This window comes from Brucella oryzae, from assembly GCF_041929965.1.
GTDB lineage: Bacteria > Pseudomonadota > Alphaproteobacteria > Rhizobiales > Rhizobiaceae > Brucella > Brucella oryzae.
Map to the genome: position 1 here is coordinate 49,715 of NZ_JBHEEO010000022.1, position 18,028 is coordinate 67,742.

The following is an 18,028-nucleotide window of genomic DNA, read 5'->3' on the forward strand; positions in this document are numbered from 1 at the left end:
GAAACGCAAGCGCGCGGGTGATTGAAATGGGAAGGGACATGCCCGTCCATGAATATCCGTTTTCTGGAAACGGTGATCTGGTTGTCGGAACTGCGTAATTTCCGGGCGACGGCGGCTCGCCTCAACATGACGCCTGCGGCAATATCCAATCGTATCGGCGCTATGGAGCAGGAACTGGGTTTCCGGCTCTTCGATCGCGATGCCCGCGACGTCAATCTGACGGCGGAAGGGGAAGCTTTTGTCGAGGGTGCGCGTGATGTCGTGCGCCGTTACCATGATCTGGTGGAAAGCCTGAGCCCGCACAATGGGCTCGAAGGAACGTTGAAGATCGGCATTGTTCCAAGCCTCGCCATGACAATATTGCCGGGTATTCTCGATATTGTTCGGCAACGATACCCGAAGATCCGCATCTCGATCACGACCTCCTCATCAAAGGGGATCGTGCAGAAGCTGGAGCAGCGGGAGCTCGATATTGTTTTTGCCATAAGACCCGAGCCGACGTCCAATCTGCGCATCGTTGACATATGTACTTTCGGCATGTTCTGGATATCGCGTAGCAATCAGTTTCCGGGCGGGACGGAAGACATGCTGTCCCGCGATGACCTGCTCGGCTGCAATCTCATTTCCTACGAGAGCGGTTCCTATAATTATCAGCAGATCATCAATTATTTCTCGGAAGAACGGCTGAAGGACGCGACCGTTCACTATTCCAACTCGCTCACCACGACGATCAACATGATTTCGGCAGGGGTAGGGATTTCGGTCATTCCCCCGGTAGTGATCCAGAAAGAGCTTCGAACTGGCGAGCTGCAAGTGTTGAATACGAATGCCGCTTTCCCGGCGACGAGCTATAGCGCTATCTATCTGGAGAGCGCGGCAACGCGCCTGATCACGCTTGTGGCCAATATCGCCCGTGAAGCCGGGCGCAATTTCAGCGGCAATTTCAGCGATAGTCTGGCTTATCAGGATTAAGGCGGTTTCCCTTATGCCGGTTTCAGGTCCTGGACGGGCATATCCTCGCAGTAAATGCTGATGATCTCTTCGGCGACCAGGCGCTGCAATTCCCACAGATTGCGGTCGCGGATACCTTTTTCTTCCAGATGCTTGACGGTGAGATAGAGATATTCGGCGCAGGAACCCATATGCCCGCAGGCGCGCGCGAGCAATCGGGCCACCGACGTCAGAGGCAATTTATCCGAAAGCCTGTCTCCGCGCGGCCCAGCCCAGAAAACGAGCGCACGCACAGGCCCATCCTCGGTGTCGACTGACACCCAGCGAATGGAATAGGCATCCTCAATCGAACTGATTTCGCGCCGGATCATTCTGCGCAATTGTCCGAGGCGGTCCTCGTCGGACAGCCGGAAAACAATTCCTTTGCAGCTGCCGCCCGGTCGAAGCGCCAGCATGAGGCCGGGCTGTGCCATTGTTGCGCGCCAGCGTGTCAGCCGAAGGCAGAATGACCGGTGCCAGCCGCTCGCCGTTCCGGCGCGCGAGTCCACCGCATCGAAATCCGGTTTCCAGATCAGGGAACCATAGGCAAAAACCCAGAGTGGGCCGTCTGCGGCTTCGTGAAAGAGCTGATCGGCCAGTTCATCGACCTCATTATCGGTGATCGGCGCACGGATCGGGGCCGCGATCGACCTCGAGCCGAAGGCTCAGCGAAACGAGCTCCTCAGTTAAAGCCATCCGGGATATATCGGCAGAAGGTACGGCGTGCTCTGGCTGATCGTAATTCTTGGTCATTCTTTCACGGCAAAGCATGTTCATTGATGCGTCGCCTCAGATACTCGCATTTTTGCGCATATCATCAAGCTGCCGCAATGATGAAAACAACGATTCCCGGTCGCGCAGGTGTTCTTCATAGAGAGACGCGAAAATAGAATTCGTCGTTACATGCGGCTCAGGCGCGGACTGCGCTCGTCGCAAGCTGTTGTTAGCCTTGCGCTTGGCATCTTCGACTTTGGCCTGCAATTCTTGAAGCCTGCCGGAATTGCCAAACGCACGAACACCGGCTTCCGGTGCGCCCGAGGCGACTGTATTCGATGTCGAGTGGATCATGGTCTGCATCTCCAATGGCAAGATATAGAGCTGATCGTGGCGTCTGTTTATGATATAATGATGTTATAAAATGTACTAAATTACATTCTTGTGATGTTGTGTTTCGGGCATTGTTTTTAAGAATAATTCTATTTCTTGCTGATCAAATTTTTAGCACTATCGGGCCGTTGGAAACGAGGCATTCAATGCCAAAACATCCAGTGAATGCGGAAAATAAGCGTGGCGGCGCTGCGCCGGAATTGATCCCGGACACGCTAAAAACGGCTTCAGTCTAGCGGATGGCTTCCTGTAACACTTCTGTGATGTGGCTTTGGGCCAGGATATCAATCAGCGTCGTGGTTCATAAACGGGAGCATGTCGACCGTATCGATTGTCGTCGGCTCGACCGGCTTGCCGTCTGGCTTGGCGAAAATCATCACCGCAAGGCAATAGATCAGAAATACCCCAACACCAAGGGCAATCAGGCAAACCAATATGAGTGACCAATCAAACATGGCCAGCACCTTGGCGTAGTTTGAATGTCAACTCAACCGTCTGGAATCTGTTATACAGTGACCTATTGCCCACTGAAATCAGTGGGGTAGTCTCCAAAGCAGATACAAGCCCACGATCATTGGCACAATAACGCCGAACCAGAGCCATATCTGGTCCATCAGTAACAATCGCGTCATTTCTTATGAATCTCGATCCAGGTAATGCCGAAGACGACAGCGCTGACGGCCAGGATCGCTGTTATCTCAATCCAAAAAATCAACTGCATGGCGATGTCCTCCTACATGGTTAACAAACAACTAATGAAAAGGTTCATTTATACGGGGTGCGTTCATTGACATAGTGACGTCATGATGTCATGATATTTGAATGAAGACTGCAGAAGATCACGCCCCTCTATACGCCAAGGTAGAGACATCGCTGGCTGACGATATCTCAGCGGGCGTCTTGCCTCCGGGCAGTCAGCTTCCGCCTGAAGAGCGTCTGATCGAACGTTTCGGTTTCAGCCGGACAACTATTCGCAAGGCCGTCGAGAATCTGGTGGCGCGCGGCCTCGTTGAAATCCGTCGCGGCAAAGGCACGTTCGTCGCTCAGCCCAAGGTCACTCAGGAATTGACGCAGCTGACCGGATTCGTCGAAGACATGCAGGCTCTTGGCCGGGCCGCCACGGCGCAATTGCTCGACAAGGAGATTGTACCCGCCGACGCAGATGTGGCCCGGCAGCTTGCTTTGCCCTCCGGAGCTCTGGTCATGCGGATCCGACGTGTCCGGCTTGCTGACGGCGTCGCCATGTCTTTGGATGAAACATATCTGCCGCGTGAAATCGGTGAGAAGGTTGTCACGCACGACCTGAATGTCGAGCCGATCTTCACGCTGCTTGAAGACAAATATGATTTCCCCCTTATCGAAGCGGAGTATCGGCTGGAAGCTGTAAACGCTGCGCCGGACGTTGCGGCGGCTCTTGCGGTCGAGGCTGGCAGCGCGGTGTTTCTGATCGAGCGTACATCCTTCACTGAAGGGCACCGGGCGATAGACTACGAAAAACTCCACTATCGCGGCGACCTCATCAGCTTCGTTACTCGCTTGGCCCGGCGACCACGCGATCACAAGTAGCTGAGAGTCAGAAATGATAGCTTTATGGTTGTTCGTAGCCGCTTTCGGCGCAAGCGCACTTGGCGGTGTGCTGGGCATGGCAAGCGGCATCTTTATCGTGCCGGCGCTCACGCTCTTCTTTGGCGTGGACATTCATGTCGCTATCGGTGCGAGCATCGTTTCGGTCATTGCATGCTCCTGCGGCAGCGCGGCTCCGCTGCTGAAGAGGCGACTGACCAATATCCGGCTTGCAATCGTTCTTGAGACGGCAACCACCCTCGGAGCGCTGACTGGTGTTTTCCTTATCGGGATCGTTTCGACTTCGTTCCTCTATGGCTTGTTTGCGGCCATTCTGGTGCTTTCCGCCAAGCAGATGCTTGTGCGGCGACGCGAGGAACTTGACTCCAGCGCTTCCGGAGCGATGAGCTTGGCCACCAGCCTGCGGCTGCATTCCAGCTTTCCAGATCCGGCATCGGGGCAGGAGGTGCATTACAAGGTCGGTCACGTTCCGCTTGGCATGGCGCTGATGTATGGGGCGGGGCTGGTCTCCGCACTTCTGGGCATTGGCTCCGGCGTTCTCAAAATTCCGGCGATGGATACCGCCCTGAAGCTGCCCATCAAAGTTTCGTCCGCCACTTCCAATTTCATGATCGGGGTCACAGCTGCCGCGAGCGCCAGCGCTTATTTTGTTCGCGGCGATATCGATATCGGGATCACCGGCCCGATTGCTCTGGGCTCGGTTATCGGCGCGCTGGTCGGCGCCCGTCTGCTGATGAGCCTTCCCGCAGATAAGCTGCGTGCTTTCTTCGTAGCGGTTCTCCTCGTCCTTGCGGTTCAGATGTTTCTGAACGCCTTCGGTATTGAAATCATTGGGGGCTCGCAATGAAACCTGTCGAAAATCCCGGACGCCGGGACAAGGCCGTCGCGGCACTTCTCTGGTACGGCACGTGGCTCGCCTCAGCGCTGACCGCAGCCGGTGTTGCTATAACGACCGTTGAACCATTACAAGCAACGCTCTCGCTTTCCATCAACGGCCACGACATCATGAACGCCGGTATTGCGGTATTCATCCTCCTACCGATCACCAGGGTCGTGCTGGTGATGTATCTTTTTCTGCGTGAGCGCGATTATGTCTATGCTGCCATTGCGGCGATGGTCCTAACGATCATCCTGCTCGGAATCGTCTTCGGCTAGAGCATGTCTCCCGAAAGTGGGAACCGGTTTTGGGGTTAAGACATGCGGAAAACAAAGAGATAAAGCGGTTCCAACGACTCCGTTTTAACCGGAACCGCTCTAGGCTTGCATTGCCGCGTAGCACTCGTTGTGATGCGGTTTCCCGAAATCTATGTGCAAAAAGACTTCATAGCTGAAGGTCATTATTACAATTCTTTGGATCGGCTGGAGTAATCGCACCAATGACACTGGCAAGCTGCATGTCCTGTTCACCCGCCTCCATGGTGCGCCTGAGCACTTCGGACACGGTGGCAGCAGCGCCGCGCACTGCCTCGATCAGAGTATTGCCTCGCGTAAGTTTAGCGGTCAGAAGGCCCGTGAAAAGGTCGCCGGTCCCGACCGGTACGATTGGCAGGCACGGTGAGGGCAGTCGCGTGAAAGACGTGCGGTCGACGACGATATTTTCCAGATAACCCTCAGGTGTGTCGGCCAGATTGCAGCCTGTCACGACCAGTCTGGCATCGCGCAATGTCTGCACATGAGCCGCGGCGGCTTGAAGTGCGGGCCAGGAATCCGTTTCGGTCTGTGCAATGAGACCAAGCTCGAACTGATTGGGTGTCAGCAAATCGGCCAGCGGGACAAGCCTTTCAACGATACATTTCACCACCTGATCGGTAACGAAAATGCCGAGATTCATGTCGCCCATTACCGGGTCGCAAATGTATTTTATGTCCGGATTGATCTGGCGCGCGCGTTCGACGAACGCGGCGATCACATCTCCGTTTACCTGGGAGCCGAGATAGCCGGAAACGATATAGCGGCTTGTTTCAATCAGTCCGCGTTCTTCAACGCCGCGCAGGAGATCGCCGACCAGCTCGGATTCGAGAACACGCCCGCGCATGGTTTCGAAATGCGGATTGTTGGACAGGAGGGTGGTAGGAACTGCCGCAACATTCAATCCATGGGCCTGCATGGGCAGAACCGCAGCGCTGTTACCGACATGCCCGTGCACGACCTGGCTCTGGATAGAGATGATGGAGGTGATCATTCCCGTATCGTCAGCAATCATTTCGCAGCTCCTTCGCTCGCGCTCAATTCGGTTCGTTCACGACGCGGCAGACGACCGTTGAGAACGATATACGTAATCAGCCCGTCCCCAGAAAGCCCCTTCCGGCCTCGCGTGGTTAAGCCAAATCGTTTGGCGTGTCCCGAGGCACGACCCAAGTCGCCTATACGCAGCTGGATGCGGATGACTTCATCGAATGCCGGGTGAGAACGGTAGTTTTGTGGCTCCACACTCAGACCTCTTCCAGAACTTGCCACAGCGGTATGTGCCCGAGAACCTGTTCCAAAAGTCGCCATCTGTGGCTGAAAATGGCAATTTCCTGCGCTCTGGTACTCGAAAATCAGCATTTCCGCACACGCATGCCGCTTTTTGATTCAGGCTCTCAACGAGGCAGGTGACCGGTTCGAAACGACAGCCGTAAACATCCGGCCTGCCAATTATTTGAAATCCGGCCCTCCGCATGCAGCCTGGATCAATATTTCATGAATGTACGGTTACAGAGAACCGCTCATCGCTGAAAGGAATAAATATCATGGTGGAGAAGGTTATTTTTTATCATGCGGGTTGCGCGGTGTGCGCCGATGCAGAGAACCGGTTTGTCAATGCCCTTGATCCCAGCCGCTATACCGTCGAATCCGTTCACCTTGGCAATGCCAAGCACAGGATTGCAGAAGCTCGGGACGCTGGTATAAAGTCCGTACCCGCATTGATTATCGATGGTTCTGTTTACCACATTAATTATGGTGCAGATCTGTCGGTTCTAGGCTGATAGCAAGTACTTAAAGGGGAGTACTGGCGTGCTTAGGACAGCGGTCGCTATTCGTCATGTTCATTTTGAAGATTTGGGAACTTTCGAGGCTGTTCTGACAGCTGCTGGGTATCGCATTCACTACTATGATCTTGGGATGAATGAACTGTGGACTATCGATCCTGCTGTTCCAGATCTCCTGGTCATTCTGGGAGGTCCTGTTGGTGCCAACGAGACGGAGGCCTATCCCTTCCTCGAAGAAGAACGACAGCTTCTTGAGAGCCGTCTGGCCGCCGGACGCCCAACGCTTGGTATCTGTCTCGGCGCTCAACAGATCGCAAAAGCGCTTGGCGCCAAAGTTATGCCGATGGGGCATAAGGAAATTGGCTTTTCTCCACTTTCTCTCACGGATGAAGGGCGGGTTGGGCCGCTTCGACATCTGGAAGGCGTCCCCGTGCTTCATTGGCATGGGGACGCTTTCGAAATTCCGTCAGATGCGTCGAGCCTTGCCTCAACACCTCTTTGTGCGACGCAGGGTTTTGCTGTCGGGCACAACATTCTCGGGCTTCAGTTTCACCCTGAAGTGGAGGCTTGTGCGGGAATTGAGCGCTGGCTGATCGGTCATGCCGCCGAATTGTCGCAAGCACACATCGATCCCGTTCGCCTTCGTTCGGAGGCCGCGCGCTATGGAAGTATTTTGCGAGAGGCCGCTCGAAAGATGTTCGCCGAATGGCTGCAGGGGACAACGCGGTAGTTTCCAAACAGGAATGGCCTGAAGCGATTGCAACAGGACAGCATGTGAGGTGAGGTCCAGAATTGTCGGTAAACCATTCACCGGTCAGGTTTCGAGTGGACAAGAAGATTCACTGCGCGCGCGAGTTCATTGTCATTCAGGCTGGCGAAGCCAAGCCGGAAAGCTTCGACAGGATTTGCAGTCTCCAGATCGAATTGGATGCCGGGTATCACCGAGAGGCCGAGCCTGGCGGCATTGTGCGCCCACGTCTCCGCGCTTAAACCTTCTTTCAACTTGAGCCAGATTGCGAGGCCTCCGGCTGGGAGGTTGAAATGAGTATCGTCTGGCAATCGTTCTCTGAGAAGCTCGGCCATATGATCTCGACGCGCGTGATAGATGCGCCGCGCCTTGCGCGCGTGGCGCCTGATTGTGCCGTCCGTAATCAGCTCGGCCAGAGCGTGTTCGAGTGGCAAATCACCTTGCCGGACGAGGGCCTCCCGCCGGACTGCCATTTTAAGTAGTATCTGTGCTGGAGCGACGGCGTAGCCGAGACGAATGCCCGGAGCCAACAATTTGGACAATGACCCGATATAGATGATTTGCAGGTTCTCATCAGCCCGTGCCGCGAGGGGCAAAATGGGGCGACCATCGAACCGATATTCGTTATCATAGTCATCTTCGATGACGACAAGACCAAAACGTCGAGCGATATCCAGTAGCCGCAACCGCCGACCGGCTCCCATAGTGGTCGTGGTCGGATATTGATGATGCGGAGTAACATAGACTGCACGCAGGCGTCCATCTCTGCGAGCCAACTCCTCCAGCGCATCAACGTCTATCCCGCCATCATCAACAGAAACACCAACCACATGCGCTCCGGTGGCCCGAAAGGCCGCCCAGGCAAGGGGATATCCCGGCCTTTCCACGGCAATGACCGAACCCGGCTCGGTCACAGCAGACGCTGCCAGAAACAGTGCCATCTGACTGCCGCTCGTTATCAGGATTTCGGACGCGGCTGCCGCCAGGCCGCGTTCGTCGCTGAGATAGGCAGAAAGTGCATCTCGCAAAGTTCCAATGCCGCGAGGATCACCATAGACGCTTCCGGAAGCGAAAGCGACACTGGTGAGAGCCCGGCGAAATGCTTGTGCGAAGGCTGTCGTGGGGACAAGGCGGACGTCGGGGGAGCCGTCCGACAAGCGAAGCGTTAGGCGCTCTTCTGAATGTATTAGCTTGGTGGCAACATCATTAGCGCGCTTGGTTTTGTCACGTTTTACCGTGTCAGGAAGATCTGCCGCAACGTAAGTTCCTCGGGCAGGTTTGGTCGTCAGCCACCCTTGCATTGCCAGTTCATGATAAGCCGCATCGATAGTATTGCGGTTAAGCTTCAAGCTTTTTGAAAAAGCTCGCGTTCCGGGCAGCGGATCGCCTGGTTTAAGCCGGCCCCGTTCGATTTCTTCGATGATTGTACGTGCAAGGGCAAGGAATATGGGCTCACGTTCCTTTGGTCGTACCTCAATCGCGAGTGTCGTACCCTTCCCCATGTAATATTGGTTCTTTCCTCGTTCATTAAAACTCTGTCGGCCAACAGCAGTCGCCCAGCATAGCCAACCATTCACGTTTTAACCCGTCCGCGTATAATGGTCGATTGTGATGGATCGTACACTAGCTTGTTGGAGGCCGGACCTGGAATCGAACCAGGCTAAGCAGATTTGCAATCCGCTGCGTTACCACTCCGCCATCCAGCCTCAATCTCGTTCGGCCAATTCCTATCAAAATATCCGGCTCTCGAAACCGGCCGGTTGCCTAAATTGGAGCAGGCCGGTTATTCGTTGCGCGGTCATTACCGGTTACAGGCGATATGAACATCAAGGTGGCAAAATGGATCGGCAGCTGGCCCTGACAGCTGCGCTGCTCACGGTTTAAGACTAATCCAATACGAACCTTCAAAGGGAACAGCCGCGAAACGCCTGTTAATCTCCACTAGCGTCGCTTCAGGGCTGATATCGGCAAATAGTTCCGGGCGCAACCAGACCGCAAAGGTCTCCGCCGCCAAAATATTCAAGGGAACAGCATTGAAAAAGTTCCACAATCCGTGCACGCGCTTATCGTGCACGGCCTTCAAACCGGCACGGAACGGATTTTTCAAGGCACTTGAAAGTGTGTCGCGCGCTTCCTGCTCGCTGACGCCCGGGCCAATCGAAAAGCCGCTATACTTACCACCGGGAGACGAGGTGGCGATGTAAACCTGCGGGTCGGCAGCGACGATATATTCGCTGCTGATTATGGCTCCTTGTGGCGGCCCGTCCGCAGCGATATTTCGGCTACCGGTCAGTGTGATGAACTCGCCCATGCTGCTTCGCCCGTAGGCGTAGCAGCATTGGTCGGCATTGGGAAAGGCTTCAAGCAGAACAGTCGGCCCGGCATCGTTCTTGCCCACTCGATCACGAATTCGGGCAATGCGCTCATCATAGAAATCGGCAAAAGCGTTGGCTTGCTCCTCACGGTTGAGTACCTTGCCCAGCAGACGCATGTTCTGCGATGTGTTTTGGAGTGCATGGTTGCCGAAATCGACCACGATCACTGGTATGCCCATTTTCTCGAGATAGGCGATTGCCTGCACACCTTCATCGCTGCGCATCTGCCAATCCGAAAGAATGGCCAGATCGGCTTTGATGGAAACAATCTTCTCGACCGAAACTGTCATGCCGTCGCCAATGATCGGCAGCGCGTCAATTTCCGGGAAACGCTCTTTGAAACCGGCGTAGATTTCCGGGTTGTCGCCCTTGAGGTCGTCGGCCCAACCGGCCAGCAGGCTGACGGGATCGGGATGAATAAGTGACAATGCAATCAAATTGAAGCCGCTGCCAAGCAGCACGGACTTTGGTTGGGAGGTAATGGTAACGTCCCGGTCAAGCGCATCCTTGACATGAATGGGATAGGTCACATCTGCAGCAGCGCTTCTACCAAGGGCCAGCCAGATTACTGTCAGACAGATAACAAGACGGATCATCTCATTACTTTCTAGAGGGGTTCCAATTAATGCGGTGTCGCTGGAACCGCTCCAAGTATTTGTTTCGTCGCATTATCCTTCGCAAAACCGCTTCGCACTTTTGCGGGAAATGCTCTAAATTCAGATAGCGCTCAGGCCTCGGGCCTGAGAGCTTTATTCTGTGTATTGGCGTCTACCATGAATATTTCAGGCTGCCGACAACCGTCCGTCCCTGATCGCGATAACAGAAACCCGCGGAGCAGACCGGCTTGCGCGTATCGAAGAGGTTGGTAGCGTTGACCTGCAGCTTTACGCCTTCATAGTCCTTCTTGATGGCGCCAAAATCGAAATCAATCGCTGCATCGACGAAAGCGCGTGAACTGTTTTTCATGGTGTTTTCGTCATTGCCATAGCTTGAACCGACAAAGCGCACGCCTGCGCCGACACCCAAACCGTAGAGAAAACTGTTTTCAGGCAATTTATAGTGCGCCCAGGCCGATGCCATGTGGGTCGGTACGGACGAGATTTCATTGCCCGCGGTGCCGTCCGGCCCGTCCTTGATACTGGTCTGCATGTAACTATAGGACGCAATGAGGGAGAGGCCATTGTCGAGACTGGTACTGGCTTCCAGCTCCAGGCCGCGTGAGCGCAGTTTACCGCGCTGCACCTGAATGTTGGCCGGGCCTGTATCGAGTTCAACCACTTCGTAATAGAGGCCGTTGTCCTGATTGATGTTGAACAGGGCTGCCGTCAACAAGGTATTGCTGTTGGGCAGTTGATACTTGATTCCGATTTCCTGCTGGTCACTTTCCGTTGGCTCGAACGGATTGCCTGTTGCCTGGTTTACACCGGCATTGGGCGAAAAAGCGGTCGAGTAGCTGGCATATGGCGTAATGCCCCAAGGCGTCTCGTAGGTCACGCCGGCGCGCCATGTGAAGGCCTTGTCACTCTGATCGAAATCGGTGGATGTGCTGGTTGTCAGATCGGTGTTCTTCGTGTCGGTACTGACCCAGTCCTGGCGACCGCCAAGGGTAATGGTCCAGGCATCATAACGGATCTGATCCTGCAGATAGATGCCCGCCATGAGCTGGTCTTGAACGTCTTTTTTCTGGAAATCTATTGGCGCTACAGGGCGCCCCCTGGACGGATGTCTGGTATCCAGCGGCGGCGTGTAGCCATAACCGTTCAATCCCTTCCATTGCAGCTTCGTCAGGTCGACACCGGCCAGGAATTTGTGCTCAAAATTGCCGGTATCGAAATTTGCTTCCAGTTGATTATCGATGGTGAAGCTGGTCAGGCGCTCTTCAAAAGTGCCTGCGCTGCTGTCGAGAAGTAACGGATCGTCTTTATTGGCCTGATAGGCAAAGGCCCAGTCGGCTCCAATTTTGGTCGATGCAAGGCGAGCATTCTGGCGGAACACGAATGTGTCGTTGAGACGGGTTTCAAATTCATAGCCGATACGTCCCTGAGTTTGTACGGAGTCGTTGAAAGCGGTATTGCCCGCAAAAAAATCGGATACCTTGCCCGTAACGGCATCATAATAATACGCGGCCGTACCGCCGGTTTTAGTGCGGGAGAACTCGCTGAGGATCGTCAGACGCGTGTCTTCGTCCGGCTTCCATGTAAAGGCCGGTGCAATGTAAAAGCGATCATCGGGAATCGAGGGCTGTTCGGTATCGGCGTCGCGCCAAAGGCCTGTCAGGCGGTAATAAAGCGGGTCGCCTTCCTTGACTGGGCCGGAGAGGTCGAACTGGGTCTGATAGCGATTATTGGTGCCATACTGGACCTGTACCTCATGAAGAGGAGTTTCGGTTGGACGCTTACTGATCAGATTGAACAGGCCACCGGCACCGGAAGCGCCGTATAGGGCAGACGATGGGCCGCGCAAAATGGAAATGCCTTCCAGGCCATAAGGTTCAGTCTTGAATAGCGCCGAGCTTGCTCCGGGCTGACGGAGATTGTCGCGAAACACACCGGTATACGTGACGTCGAATCCACGCACGGTGAACGAGTCGAACCGCGGATCGAAGCCATAGCCACCAACGCGTGCACCCGGCGTATAGGCAACGGCGTCGAGCAAGGTCTGCGGATTGCGATCTTCAAGCTGCTGTTGGGTAACGGAGGAAATAGATTGCGGGGTTTGCACAAATGGGGTGTCGATCTTAGCACCAGTTGCACTGCTGCGTGCTACATAGCCGTCTGCATTAATCACGCCACCGCTACCGCCGTTGATGACGATCTTGTTGAGAATGATTGTACCATTCTCCGTGGGAGCGGAAGCGGGCTGATCCTGTGCCATTGCTGCCGTAGCGGCAAGAGCAATTAAGGATGTACTAGCCAGAATTGTACGACGGAGAGGCATGCAATCGGAGCGCATAGGAATATTCCCAACATGATTTGATAATCATGAGTATTATATTCATGTATTAATATGGGCAAGAAATTACATGATAAAAACGGTCATGTTTTTTTGTTTGTAGTTATCCTGCAACACGTCCTCCCTCCGAAGCGGCAAGATGCCGATCACTGAAAGATTAGAGGTATGCCTCAGCCTAGCCGTCCGGTCGAAGTCCCGGGACCTGATTGCCGTTAGCAATCCGGTGATCTCTATCATGCTAAGCGGATTCGCTGATTTCTGGCCTGCCGAAGGCGAAAATACGTTGGCTATGGACGTCAGGCGGAAATAGAATAAACAGGGACTGGCGGCTCATGAGGGGCCTTAATCCCGATCTGCTATGCGTTATTTTGATCCGTGATACCATCTTCGATAGTGAGTTATCAGAAATGTCTGAATTCGTACCTGTAATCGCGTTGCACGGCGGCGCTGGAACTATTCTCAAGTCAAATATGACGCCGGAGAAAGAAGCGGCCTATCATGCCGGTTTGCGTGAATGCCTGCAGGCTGGACTGGACATCTTACGTAAGGGTGGAAAAGCTATCGACGCTGTGACGGCATCCGTGATCGCTCTCGAAGAAAACACGCTCTTCAACGCGGGTCGTGGAGCCGTTTTCACGACGGATGAAACGCATGAAATGGATGCCGCCATCATGGATGGCGCAACTCGGGCATGCGGCGCAATTTCTGGAATTTGCGGACCACGCAATCCTGTGCTGGCGGCACGTGCGGTTATGGAGCAGACCGAGCACGTATTTCTCGCGGGCGAAGGGGCAAAGCGGTTTTGCGAAACTGCCGGTCTGGAAATGATGGCTCCGGAATGGTTCTCGACGGAACAACGCCGCAAGGCATTACATGACGAAATGGCACGTCGCCGCAGCGGCGCTGCGGACGATGGCGATCCTGCCCGCAAGCATGGGACGGTCGGGGCTGTTGCGCTGGATAGTTTCGGTCATCTGGCCGCAGCAACATCGACAGGGGGCATGACCGCCAAGACGCCTGGACGCGTTGGAGACAGCCCGATCATTGGCGCTGGAACCTGGGCGGATGACCACACGGTTGCGCTTTCCGCCACAGGTCACGGAGAGTATTTTATCCGCTGGGCTGTTGGTCACGAAGTCGATGCGCGAATGCGCTGGGCGGGGCAGTCGCTCAACGAAGCGGCAGGTGCTGTTGTCCGCGAACTTGGCGAAATCGGTGGCTCCGGTGGCCTGGTTGCCGTAGACCGCAAAGGCAATATCAGCCTGCCTTTCAACAGTCCGGGCATGTATCGCGCCTGGTGTGGTTTGGACGGAGAGATTCAAACGGGTATATATCGATAACAGGGATGCGATAAAGATCAGAAAACGATGCCGGTTTGAGATGAACGACTGGATCGCGGTGCGATATTCTCTTGAACAACGGCTGATGCCGGGATGCGACTTATGAACCTCTACAACGGACGCATCCGGGAAGATATCTGGTCTGTCTTGCTCCCGTTTTTCGTGTGGATGCTGTTTAATCTTTTGGCGATAGGCAGCCTTGTTTTCTATCAACGAGCTGCCCTATTGTCCGAGCTTCAGGCTGCAAGCTTCACGTTGCATCGTGAAGCTTCGCAGCGCGCCGATCAGCACGATGCCCATTTGACGGCGCTTTCGACGATTGCTCAATCAAAGGCGCGAACTGCCGATATTTCTCAGAATGATGTTTTCCTTGAAGTAGCGGCAACGATTACTCACTTCTATCCGCGCATAGACGAGATCCAACTTGTACCGATGGAACCGGTCGTTCCAGTGACTGGTACCAGAAAGCTGGAACCGGAACTGGCCGATGCCATACGGGCGGCGGCCCGCTCATCCCGTGGTGTTCCTGAACTGCTGGCTCCGGCAAAGCGGCCTGGACATTATTTGATCGTAAAGCGCAGCCCGAATACGAATAATCCGCACGACGGTCTGATGCTGGCGATCAATGCCGACAACCTGATTACTTCTGACGACGCATTCTGGAACCGTGCAGGCGTCGCGCGACGCATCCTCATGCCTGACGGGACGGTTTTGTTCAGTAGTTCTGTCTCATTCGGCGAAGCGCGTTTTTCCAAGAAACTGGGGAGTGCTACACAGCCGCTTCTTTTCCAGACTGCTCTCGACATGAGATGGACCGATCTGCTGCCTTTCGACCAGTTGATCCCCATTCTCGTTCTCACGAATCTGCTGTTCTTCGGTGGGCTGGTCATCGTTCGCCAGACACGACGCACACGCCATGCGGAACGCCGTGCAGAACTGAGTAGCCTCGAGGCTCGGTTGGCCCATGCCTCGCGCGTCAACACGATGGGCGAGATGGCAAGCGGCATGGCGCATGAATTGACACAGCCCCTGACAGCACTTCTCGCTAGTGCGCAGGCAGGACGCCGCTTGTTGAACCGCAACAATATGGACGCTCTCGCTGGCGCGCTGGACGATATGGTGGATCAGGCGCGCCGTGCATCGGCCATTCTGGACCGGCTGCGCAACTGGTCTCGCCCGCAGCGCCGACAGACGACACCTGCCGATCTGCGCCTGTCGCTTCAAAACGTGCAGACTTTGCTGGCCACGGAAGCTGCCCGGCGCCGCGTCAAAGTTGAGCTTGAAATGCCTGAAGCACTTTTGATGGCTGCTGTCGATCCCGTGGAAATGGAGCAGGTAATGTTCAATCTTCTCCGCAATGCGATTGAATCCTTTCGCGATGGCGATCAGGACCGAAGGGTGAAGGCATCGCTGAAAGCTGATGGGTTGGTAGCTATTCTGGAAGTTGCCGATAATGGTCCCGGTGTTGCACCGGAACTCTTGCCGCGCCTCTTCACCCCGTTTACCACAAGCCGTCCGGAGGGAACTGGCCTCGGTCTGGCGCTCAGCCAGCGGCTGGTCGAACGTTTTGGCGGTGAGATTTCCTATATTCCACAGGAGCGCGGCGCGCTGTTTCGCGTTGTGCTCCCAATTGCTGAAGACGCGGGAAGTTAAGAGGATGGTTCAGCCGGTCTATCTCGTCGACGACGATGAAGCAGTACGAAAGTCGCTCAGCCTGCTCTTGTCGACCATAGACATCGAGGTCAGGAGTTTTGCCGACCCTTCTGCTTTTCTGGCGCAGCTGCCACGACTGAAGCCTGGATGTATGATCTTCGATATTCGCATGCCCGTGATGACAGGGCTGAAACTTCAGGAGCTGTTGGCCGCACAGGAAATTGGCTGGCCGGTGATCATCATCTCGGGCCACGGCGATATTGAAGCCTGCCGTCGTGCCTTTCGAAATGGCGCGGTGGACTATCTTTCCAAGCCTGTCGATGAGCAGGATTTGATCGACGCAATCCAGAAGGCGCAGCAACTGCTTGAACGTAGATTGGGAAGCGAGGCGCTGCGAGCCGAAACGCTGGCACTGCTGGACACGCTGACAGCGCGTGAACGTGAGGTGCTCGACCGTATCGCACAAGGGTTCACCACCCGGCAAATTGCTGATGGTCTTGAATTGTCGCCACGCACGATAGACAGCCACCGTGCGGCCATAGGGGCGAAACTGGGCACGACTTCACAAGCGGAAATGACGCGTTTGTGGCTGGAGGGACAGTCGAATCCGTAGAACTACCGATAAGTTTGTAAAAGCTACGGATTCCGTTGCTCTCTGGCGGACATTAATTGTTCCTCATCACAACCGAGGAACGACGATGATCCGTAAACTTGCAATTATTGCCTTGTCGATGGCTCCGGCTACCGCTTTCGCTCAAACGCTTCCAACCACACCTTATCTGCCGCTTGATCTGGCCACCAAGGCAGCGCAGGCTGCGTTGGATGCCTGTGTTGCCAAGGGCAATAATGTGAGCGTCGCAGTCGTAGCCCGCGATGGCTCGACCAAAGTTCTGCTCAAGGCGGACCTTTCCGGTCCGCATACCGGCAATAGCGCGGAAGGAAAAGCATTTACGTCAGCTGCATTGGGTCGCGATTCCGGTGAACTTGCAGAGTTTATCGCGTCGAAGCCAGCCAATAACGGTATGCGGGACATGGATTCTCGCTTCGTTATTCAGGCGGGCGGACTGCCGATCAAGATCGGTGACGCACTGGTCGGTGGAATTGGTGTCGGCGGCGCACCATCGGGCGCAACCGATGCAGAATGTGCACTTGCTGGTCTGCAGGCCATCGCAGCCAAATAATAAAGAACGGTCGGGGCTGGCCATAGTTCAACCCCGACCATTTTCATGCTGGACAGCGATTTCCGGATTGAACAGGAATTCGTCAGTTCTTGGAGAATATCGTCGCATTCTGTGACGTGGTAACTATCATATTATAATCATTGACGATCTACTGAAGATCAGACGCAGCCCACCTTTGCGTGCGCGTTGCGAACGTGCCAGTTGGCTTCTTGCCTTCAGCCTTTTCAATTGCATCAAGCTTCACCAAGTCAATCTTGCCCTTTTCTTCGCCGAGTAGTTCATCGACGCGCTGGCGTTCCCTGCCGGTCAGGCCTTTCTCCATATCGATCAGCGGTTTACCCTCAATTGGATGGTGTGGGAAAAATCTGGCACTGTAACATGCAACTTCTCCGGCCATGAACGTCGTCAGGCTGGTACCCAGGCGATTCAAGGACTACGTATAGGGCTGAATCGCAACCAACTAATTTCCAAGGGAGAAACATGCACAGAACCGGCGTCGTTGGAACCATTCTGATACTGCTAGCAGTGTTCCCGGCTGCAGCTAACGACGCGCAATTGGTTGCCGATATGGCTTTCAAGTGCTGGAAGTTGCCCGAGGACATGGACTATCAGCGGGCGTCGGCAACGTTCGAGGTTACATACAATGCCGAGGGCGAGTTGGAGCGCATCGTAACAGTCGAGTATCAGCCAGTTCGGCGGGCTGGTCGAGAATTTGCAATCAGTGCTCAACAGGCATTGAATGAATGTGCGGACAAGACAGTCGTTAAGTCTCGAACAATCCGGGTGGTAATGCGATATACGGCACCCGCATCAGATGGACCGTTGATCATGAAGAAGCCGCTCCGCTAATCAAATTCTGTGTTTCTTGCGCCGGGGCCGTAAGCGGAACTTCACTTAGAGCGTTTCTCTATCTGAATGAATTGGATGGCTTTGCAAATCAGTTCGTTTCTGATTCAAACTATCTGCCGATGGAGGTCGGCAGATATGTCGAAGGCCCTTTCTGTTGATCTTCGTACCCGTGTTCTTGCTGCCGTTTCGGCTGGTGCATCGCATCGGGAGGCTGCAGAACGGTTTGGCGTTGGTGTGGCGAGTGTCGGCCGTTGGCGAAACTTGCAACTTGAAAAAG

Annotated in this window: 19 protein-coding genes, 1 tRNA gene and 1 pseudogene; 12 read left to right on the forward strand and 9 right to left on the reverse strand. The window is 54.7% G+C overall.

The genetic code is table 11. The features are described from left to right. Positions 1-48 precede the first annotated feature (48 nt). The gene (locus JNC70_RS18740; protein WP_104755243.1) at positions 49-972 is read left to right on the forward strand and encodes a LysR family transcriptional regulator; all 924 of its coding nucleotides are present in this window, start codon (positions 49-51) and stop codon (positions 970-972) included. Between the two features lie 11 nt (positions 973-983). Here the strand turns inward: JNC70_RS18740 and JNC70_RS18745 are convergent. From JNC70_RS18745 to JNC70_RS18755, 3 genes and pseudogenes are all read right to left on the reverse strand, one after another. Further along, positions 984-1,743: pseudogene (locus JNC70_RS18745) on the reverse strand (gamma-glutamylcyclotransferase). Between the two features lie 36 nt (positions 1,744-1,779). Continuing rightward, positions 1,780-2,058, reverse strand: coding sequence for a hypothetical protein (locus JNC70_RS18750; RefSeq protein WP_104755242.1), 279 nt, complete (start codon positions 2,056-2,058; stop codon positions 1,780-1,782). Positions 2,059-2,381: 323 nt separating this feature from the next. Next, entirely contained in the window at positions 2,382-2,552 is a 171-nt protein-coding gene (locus JNC70_RS18755; RefSeq protein ID WP_167394042.1) for a LapA family protein, read from the reverse strand. Between the two features lie 367 nt (positions 2,553-2,919). On the opposite strand from JNC70_RS18755, the gene JNC70_RS18760 reads away from it, so the two are divergent. From JNC70_RS18760 to JNC70_RS18770, 3 genes are read left to right on the forward strand one after another with little or no spacing between them, the layout of a single operon-like run. Beyond that, a complete protein-coding gene (locus JNC70_RS18760) occupies positions 2,920-3,663 on the forward strand; it encodes a GntR family transcriptional regulator (protein ID WP_104755241.1) in 744 nt (247 codons plus the stop codon). A 13-nt stretch (positions 3,664-3,676) separates the two neighbouring features. Continuing rightward, a complete protein-coding gene (locus tag JNC70_RS18765) occupies positions 3,677-4,528 on the forward strand; it encodes a sulfite exporter TauE/SafE family protein (RefSeq protein ID WP_104755240.1) in 852 nt (283 codons plus the stop codon). After that, on the forward strand, positions 4,525-4,836 hold the full coding sequence (locus JNC70_RS18770) for a DUF1634 domain-containing protein (protein WP_104755239.1): 312 nt from the start codon (positions 4,525-4,527) through the stop codon (positions 4,834-4,836). Before JNC70_RS18765 ends, JNC70_RS18770 begins: the two co-directional genes overlap by 4 nt. A 166-nt stretch (positions 4,837-5,002) precedes the next feature. On the opposite strand, the gene pdxY is transcribed toward JNC70_RS18770, so the two are convergent. Further along, positions 5,003-5,884 (reverse strand): pyridoxal kinase, encoded by an 882-nt coding sequence (gene pdxY, locus JNC70_RS18775; RefSeq protein WP_104755238.1) that lies wholly within the window; start codon positions 5,882-5,884, stop codon positions 5,003-5,005. 529 nt (positions 5,885-6,413) lie between these two features. Between pdxY and JNC70_RS18780 the strand changes: the two genes are divergently transcribed. Beyond that, on the forward strand, positions 6,414-6,650 hold the full coding sequence (locus JNC70_RS18780; protein ID WP_104755237.1) for a hypothetical protein: 237 nt from the start codon (positions 6,414-6,416) through the stop codon (positions 6,648-6,650). Positions 6,651-6,678: 28 nt separating this feature from the next. After that, complete coding sequence (locus JNC70_RS18785; RefSeq protein ID WP_104755236.1) at positions 6,679-7,383, forward strand: glutamine amidotransferase; 705 nt, start codon at positions 6,679-6,681, stop codon at positions 7,381-7,383. A gap of 77 nt (positions 7,384-7,460) precedes the next feature. Here the strand turns inward: JNC70_RS18785 and pdxR are convergent, their stop codons facing one another. The 4 genes from pdxR to JNC70_RS18805 all read right to left on the reverse strand — a co-directional run bounded on the left by pdxR (position 7,461) and on the right by JNC70_RS18805 (position 12,728). Beyond that, positions 7,461-8,903 carry a MocR-like pyridoxine biosynthesis transcription factor PdxR gene (gene pdxR / locus JNC70_RS18790; protein WP_104755235.1) on the reverse strand — a complete coding sequence of 481 codons (1,443 nt, stop codon included), beginning with the start codon at positions 8,901-8,903 and terminating at the stop codon, positions 7,461-7,463. A gap of 130 nt (positions 8,904-9,033) precedes the next feature. After that, a tRNA-Cys gene (locus tag JNC70_RS18795) sits at positions 9,034-9,107 on the reverse strand. 167 nt (positions 9,108-9,274) lie between these two features. Beyond that, positions 9,275-10,372, reverse strand: a complete 1,098-nt coding sequence (locus tag JNC70_RS18800) for an ABC transporter substrate-binding protein (RefSeq protein WP_104755234.1) — start codon at positions 10,370-10,372, stop codon at positions 9,275-9,277. A 172-nt stretch (positions 10,373-10,544) separates the two neighbouring features. Next, positions 10,545-12,728 (reverse strand): TonB-dependent siderophore receptor, encoded by a 2,184-nt coding sequence (locus tag JNC70_RS18805; protein ID WP_104755233.1) that lies wholly within the window; start codon positions 12,726-12,728, stop codon positions 10,545-10,547. Between the two features lie 407 nt (positions 12,729-13,135). Here JNC70_RS18805 and JNC70_RS18810 point away from each other — a divergent pair, with 407 nt between their 5' ends. The 4 genes from JNC70_RS18810 (at position 13,136) to JNC70_RS18825 (ending at position 16,902) form a co-directional block, all read left to right on the forward strand. Continuing rightward, complete coding sequence (locus tag JNC70_RS18810) at positions 13,136-14,068, forward strand: isoaspartyl peptidase/L-asparaginase family protein (RefSeq protein ID WP_104755232.1); 933 nt, start codon at positions 13,136-13,138, stop codon at positions 14,066-14,068. 102 nt (positions 14,069-14,170) lie between these two features. Then, the gene (locus JNC70_RS18815) at positions 14,171-15,721 is read left to right on the forward strand and encodes a sensor histidine kinase (protein WP_104755231.1); all 1,551 of its coding nucleotides are present in this window, start codon (positions 14,171-14,173) and stop codon (positions 15,719-15,721) included. A 4-nt stretch (positions 15,722-15,725) separates the two neighbouring features. Beyond that, positions 15,726-16,334, forward strand: coding sequence for a response regulator transcription factor (locus JNC70_RS18820; RefSeq protein WP_104755230.1), 609 nt, complete (start codon positions 15,726-15,728; stop codon positions 16,332-16,334). Positions 16,335-16,419: 85 nt separating this feature from the next. Beyond that, positions 16,420-16,902 (forward strand): GlcG/HbpS family heme-binding protein, encoded by a 483-nt coding sequence (locus tag JNC70_RS18825; RefSeq protein WP_104755229.1) that lies wholly within the window; start codon positions 16,420-16,422, stop codon positions 16,900-16,902. Between the two features lie 148 nt (positions 16,903-17,050). Here JNC70_RS18825 and JNC70_RS18830 read toward each other — a convergent pair whose 3' ends face one another. After that, positions 17,051-17,299 carry a hypothetical protein gene (locus JNC70_RS18830; RefSeq protein WP_146097098.1) on the reverse strand — a complete coding sequence of 83 codons (249 nt, stop codon included), beginning with the start codon at positions 17,297-17,299 and terminating at the stop codon, positions 17,051-17,053. Positions 17,300-17,382: 83 nt separating this feature from the next. Here JNC70_RS18830 and JNC70_RS18835 point away from each other — a divergent pair, with 83 nt between their 5' ends. Next, positions 17,383-17,751: a hypothetical protein gene (locus JNC70_RS18835; protein ID WP_104755227.1), complete on the forward strand. Its 369-nt coding sequence runs from the start codon at positions 17,383-17,385 to the stop codon at positions 17,749-17,751. A gap of 135 nt (positions 17,752-17,886) precedes the next feature. Then, on the forward strand, positions 17,887-18,028 hold a 142-nt coding region (locus JNC70_RS18840; RefSeq protein WP_374788856.1), incomplete at its 3' end, for a helix-turn-helix domain-containing protein.

Coding starts and splice junctions, on each gene's coding strand:
- JNC70_RS18755 (WP_167394042.1), bottom strand. CDS start 2,552: ATGTTTGATTGGTCACTCATATTGGTTTGCCTGATTGCCCTTGGTGTT.
- pdxR (WP_104755235.1), bottom strand. CDS start 8,903: ATGGGGAAGGGTACGACACTCGCGATTGAGGTACGACCAAAGGAACGT.
- JNC70_RS18750 (WP_104755242.1), bottom strand. CDS start 2,058: ATGATCCACTCGACATCGAATACAGTCGCCTCGGGCGCACCGGAAGCC.
- JNC70_RS18760 (WP_104755241.1), top strand. CDS start 2,920: ATGAAGACTGCAGAAGATCACGCCCCTCTATACGCCAAGGTAGAGACA.
- JNC70_RS18810 (WP_104755232.1), top strand. CDS start 13,136: ATGTCTGAATTCGTACCTGTAATCGCGTTGCACGGCGGCGCTGGAACT.
- JNC70_RS18820 (WP_104755230.1), top strand. CDS start 15,726: ATGGTTCAGCCGGTCTATCTCGTCGACGACGATGAAGCAGTACGAAAG.
- JNC70_RS18740 (WP_104755243.1), top strand. CDS start 49: ATGAATATCCGTTTTCTGGAAACGGTGATCTGGTTGTCGGAACTGCGT.
- pdxY (WP_104755238.1), bottom strand. CDS start 5,884: ATGATTGCTGACGATACGGGAATGATCACCTCCATCATCTCTATCCAG.
- JNC70_RS18805 (WP_104755233.1), bottom strand. CDS start 12,728: ATGCGCTCCGATTGCATGCCTCTCCGTCGTACAATTCTGGCTAGTACA.
- JNC70_RS18765 (WP_104755240.1), top strand. CDS start 3,677: ATGATAGCTTTATGGTTGTTCGTAGCCGCTTTCGGCGCAAGCGCACTT.
- JNC70_RS18770 (WP_104755239.1), top strand. CDS start 4,525: ATGAAACCTGTCGAAAATCCCGGACGCCGGGACAAGGCCGTCGCGGCA.
- JNC70_RS18815 (WP_104755231.1), top strand. CDS start 14,171: ATGAACCTCTACAACGGACGCATCCGGGAAGATATCTGGTCTGTCTTG.
- JNC70_RS18825 (WP_104755229.1), top strand. CDS start 16,420: ATGATCCGTAAACTTGCAATTATTGCCTTGTCGATGGCTCCGGCTACC.
- JNC70_RS18835 (WP_104755227.1), top strand. CDS start 17,383: ATGCACAGAACCGGCGTCGTTGGAACCATTCTGATACTGCTAGCAGTG.
- JNC70_RS18780 (WP_104755237.1), top strand. CDS start 6,414: ATGGTGGAGAAGGTTATTTTTTATCATGCGGGTTGCGCGGTGTGCGCC.
- JNC70_RS18830 (WP_146097098.1), bottom strand. CDS start 17,299: ATGGCCGGAGAAGTTGCATGTTACAGTGCCAGATTTTTCCCACACCAT.
- JNC70_RS18800 (WP_104755234.1), bottom strand. CDS start 10,372: ATGATCCGTCTTGTTATCTGTCTGACAGTAATCTGGCTGGCCCTTGGT.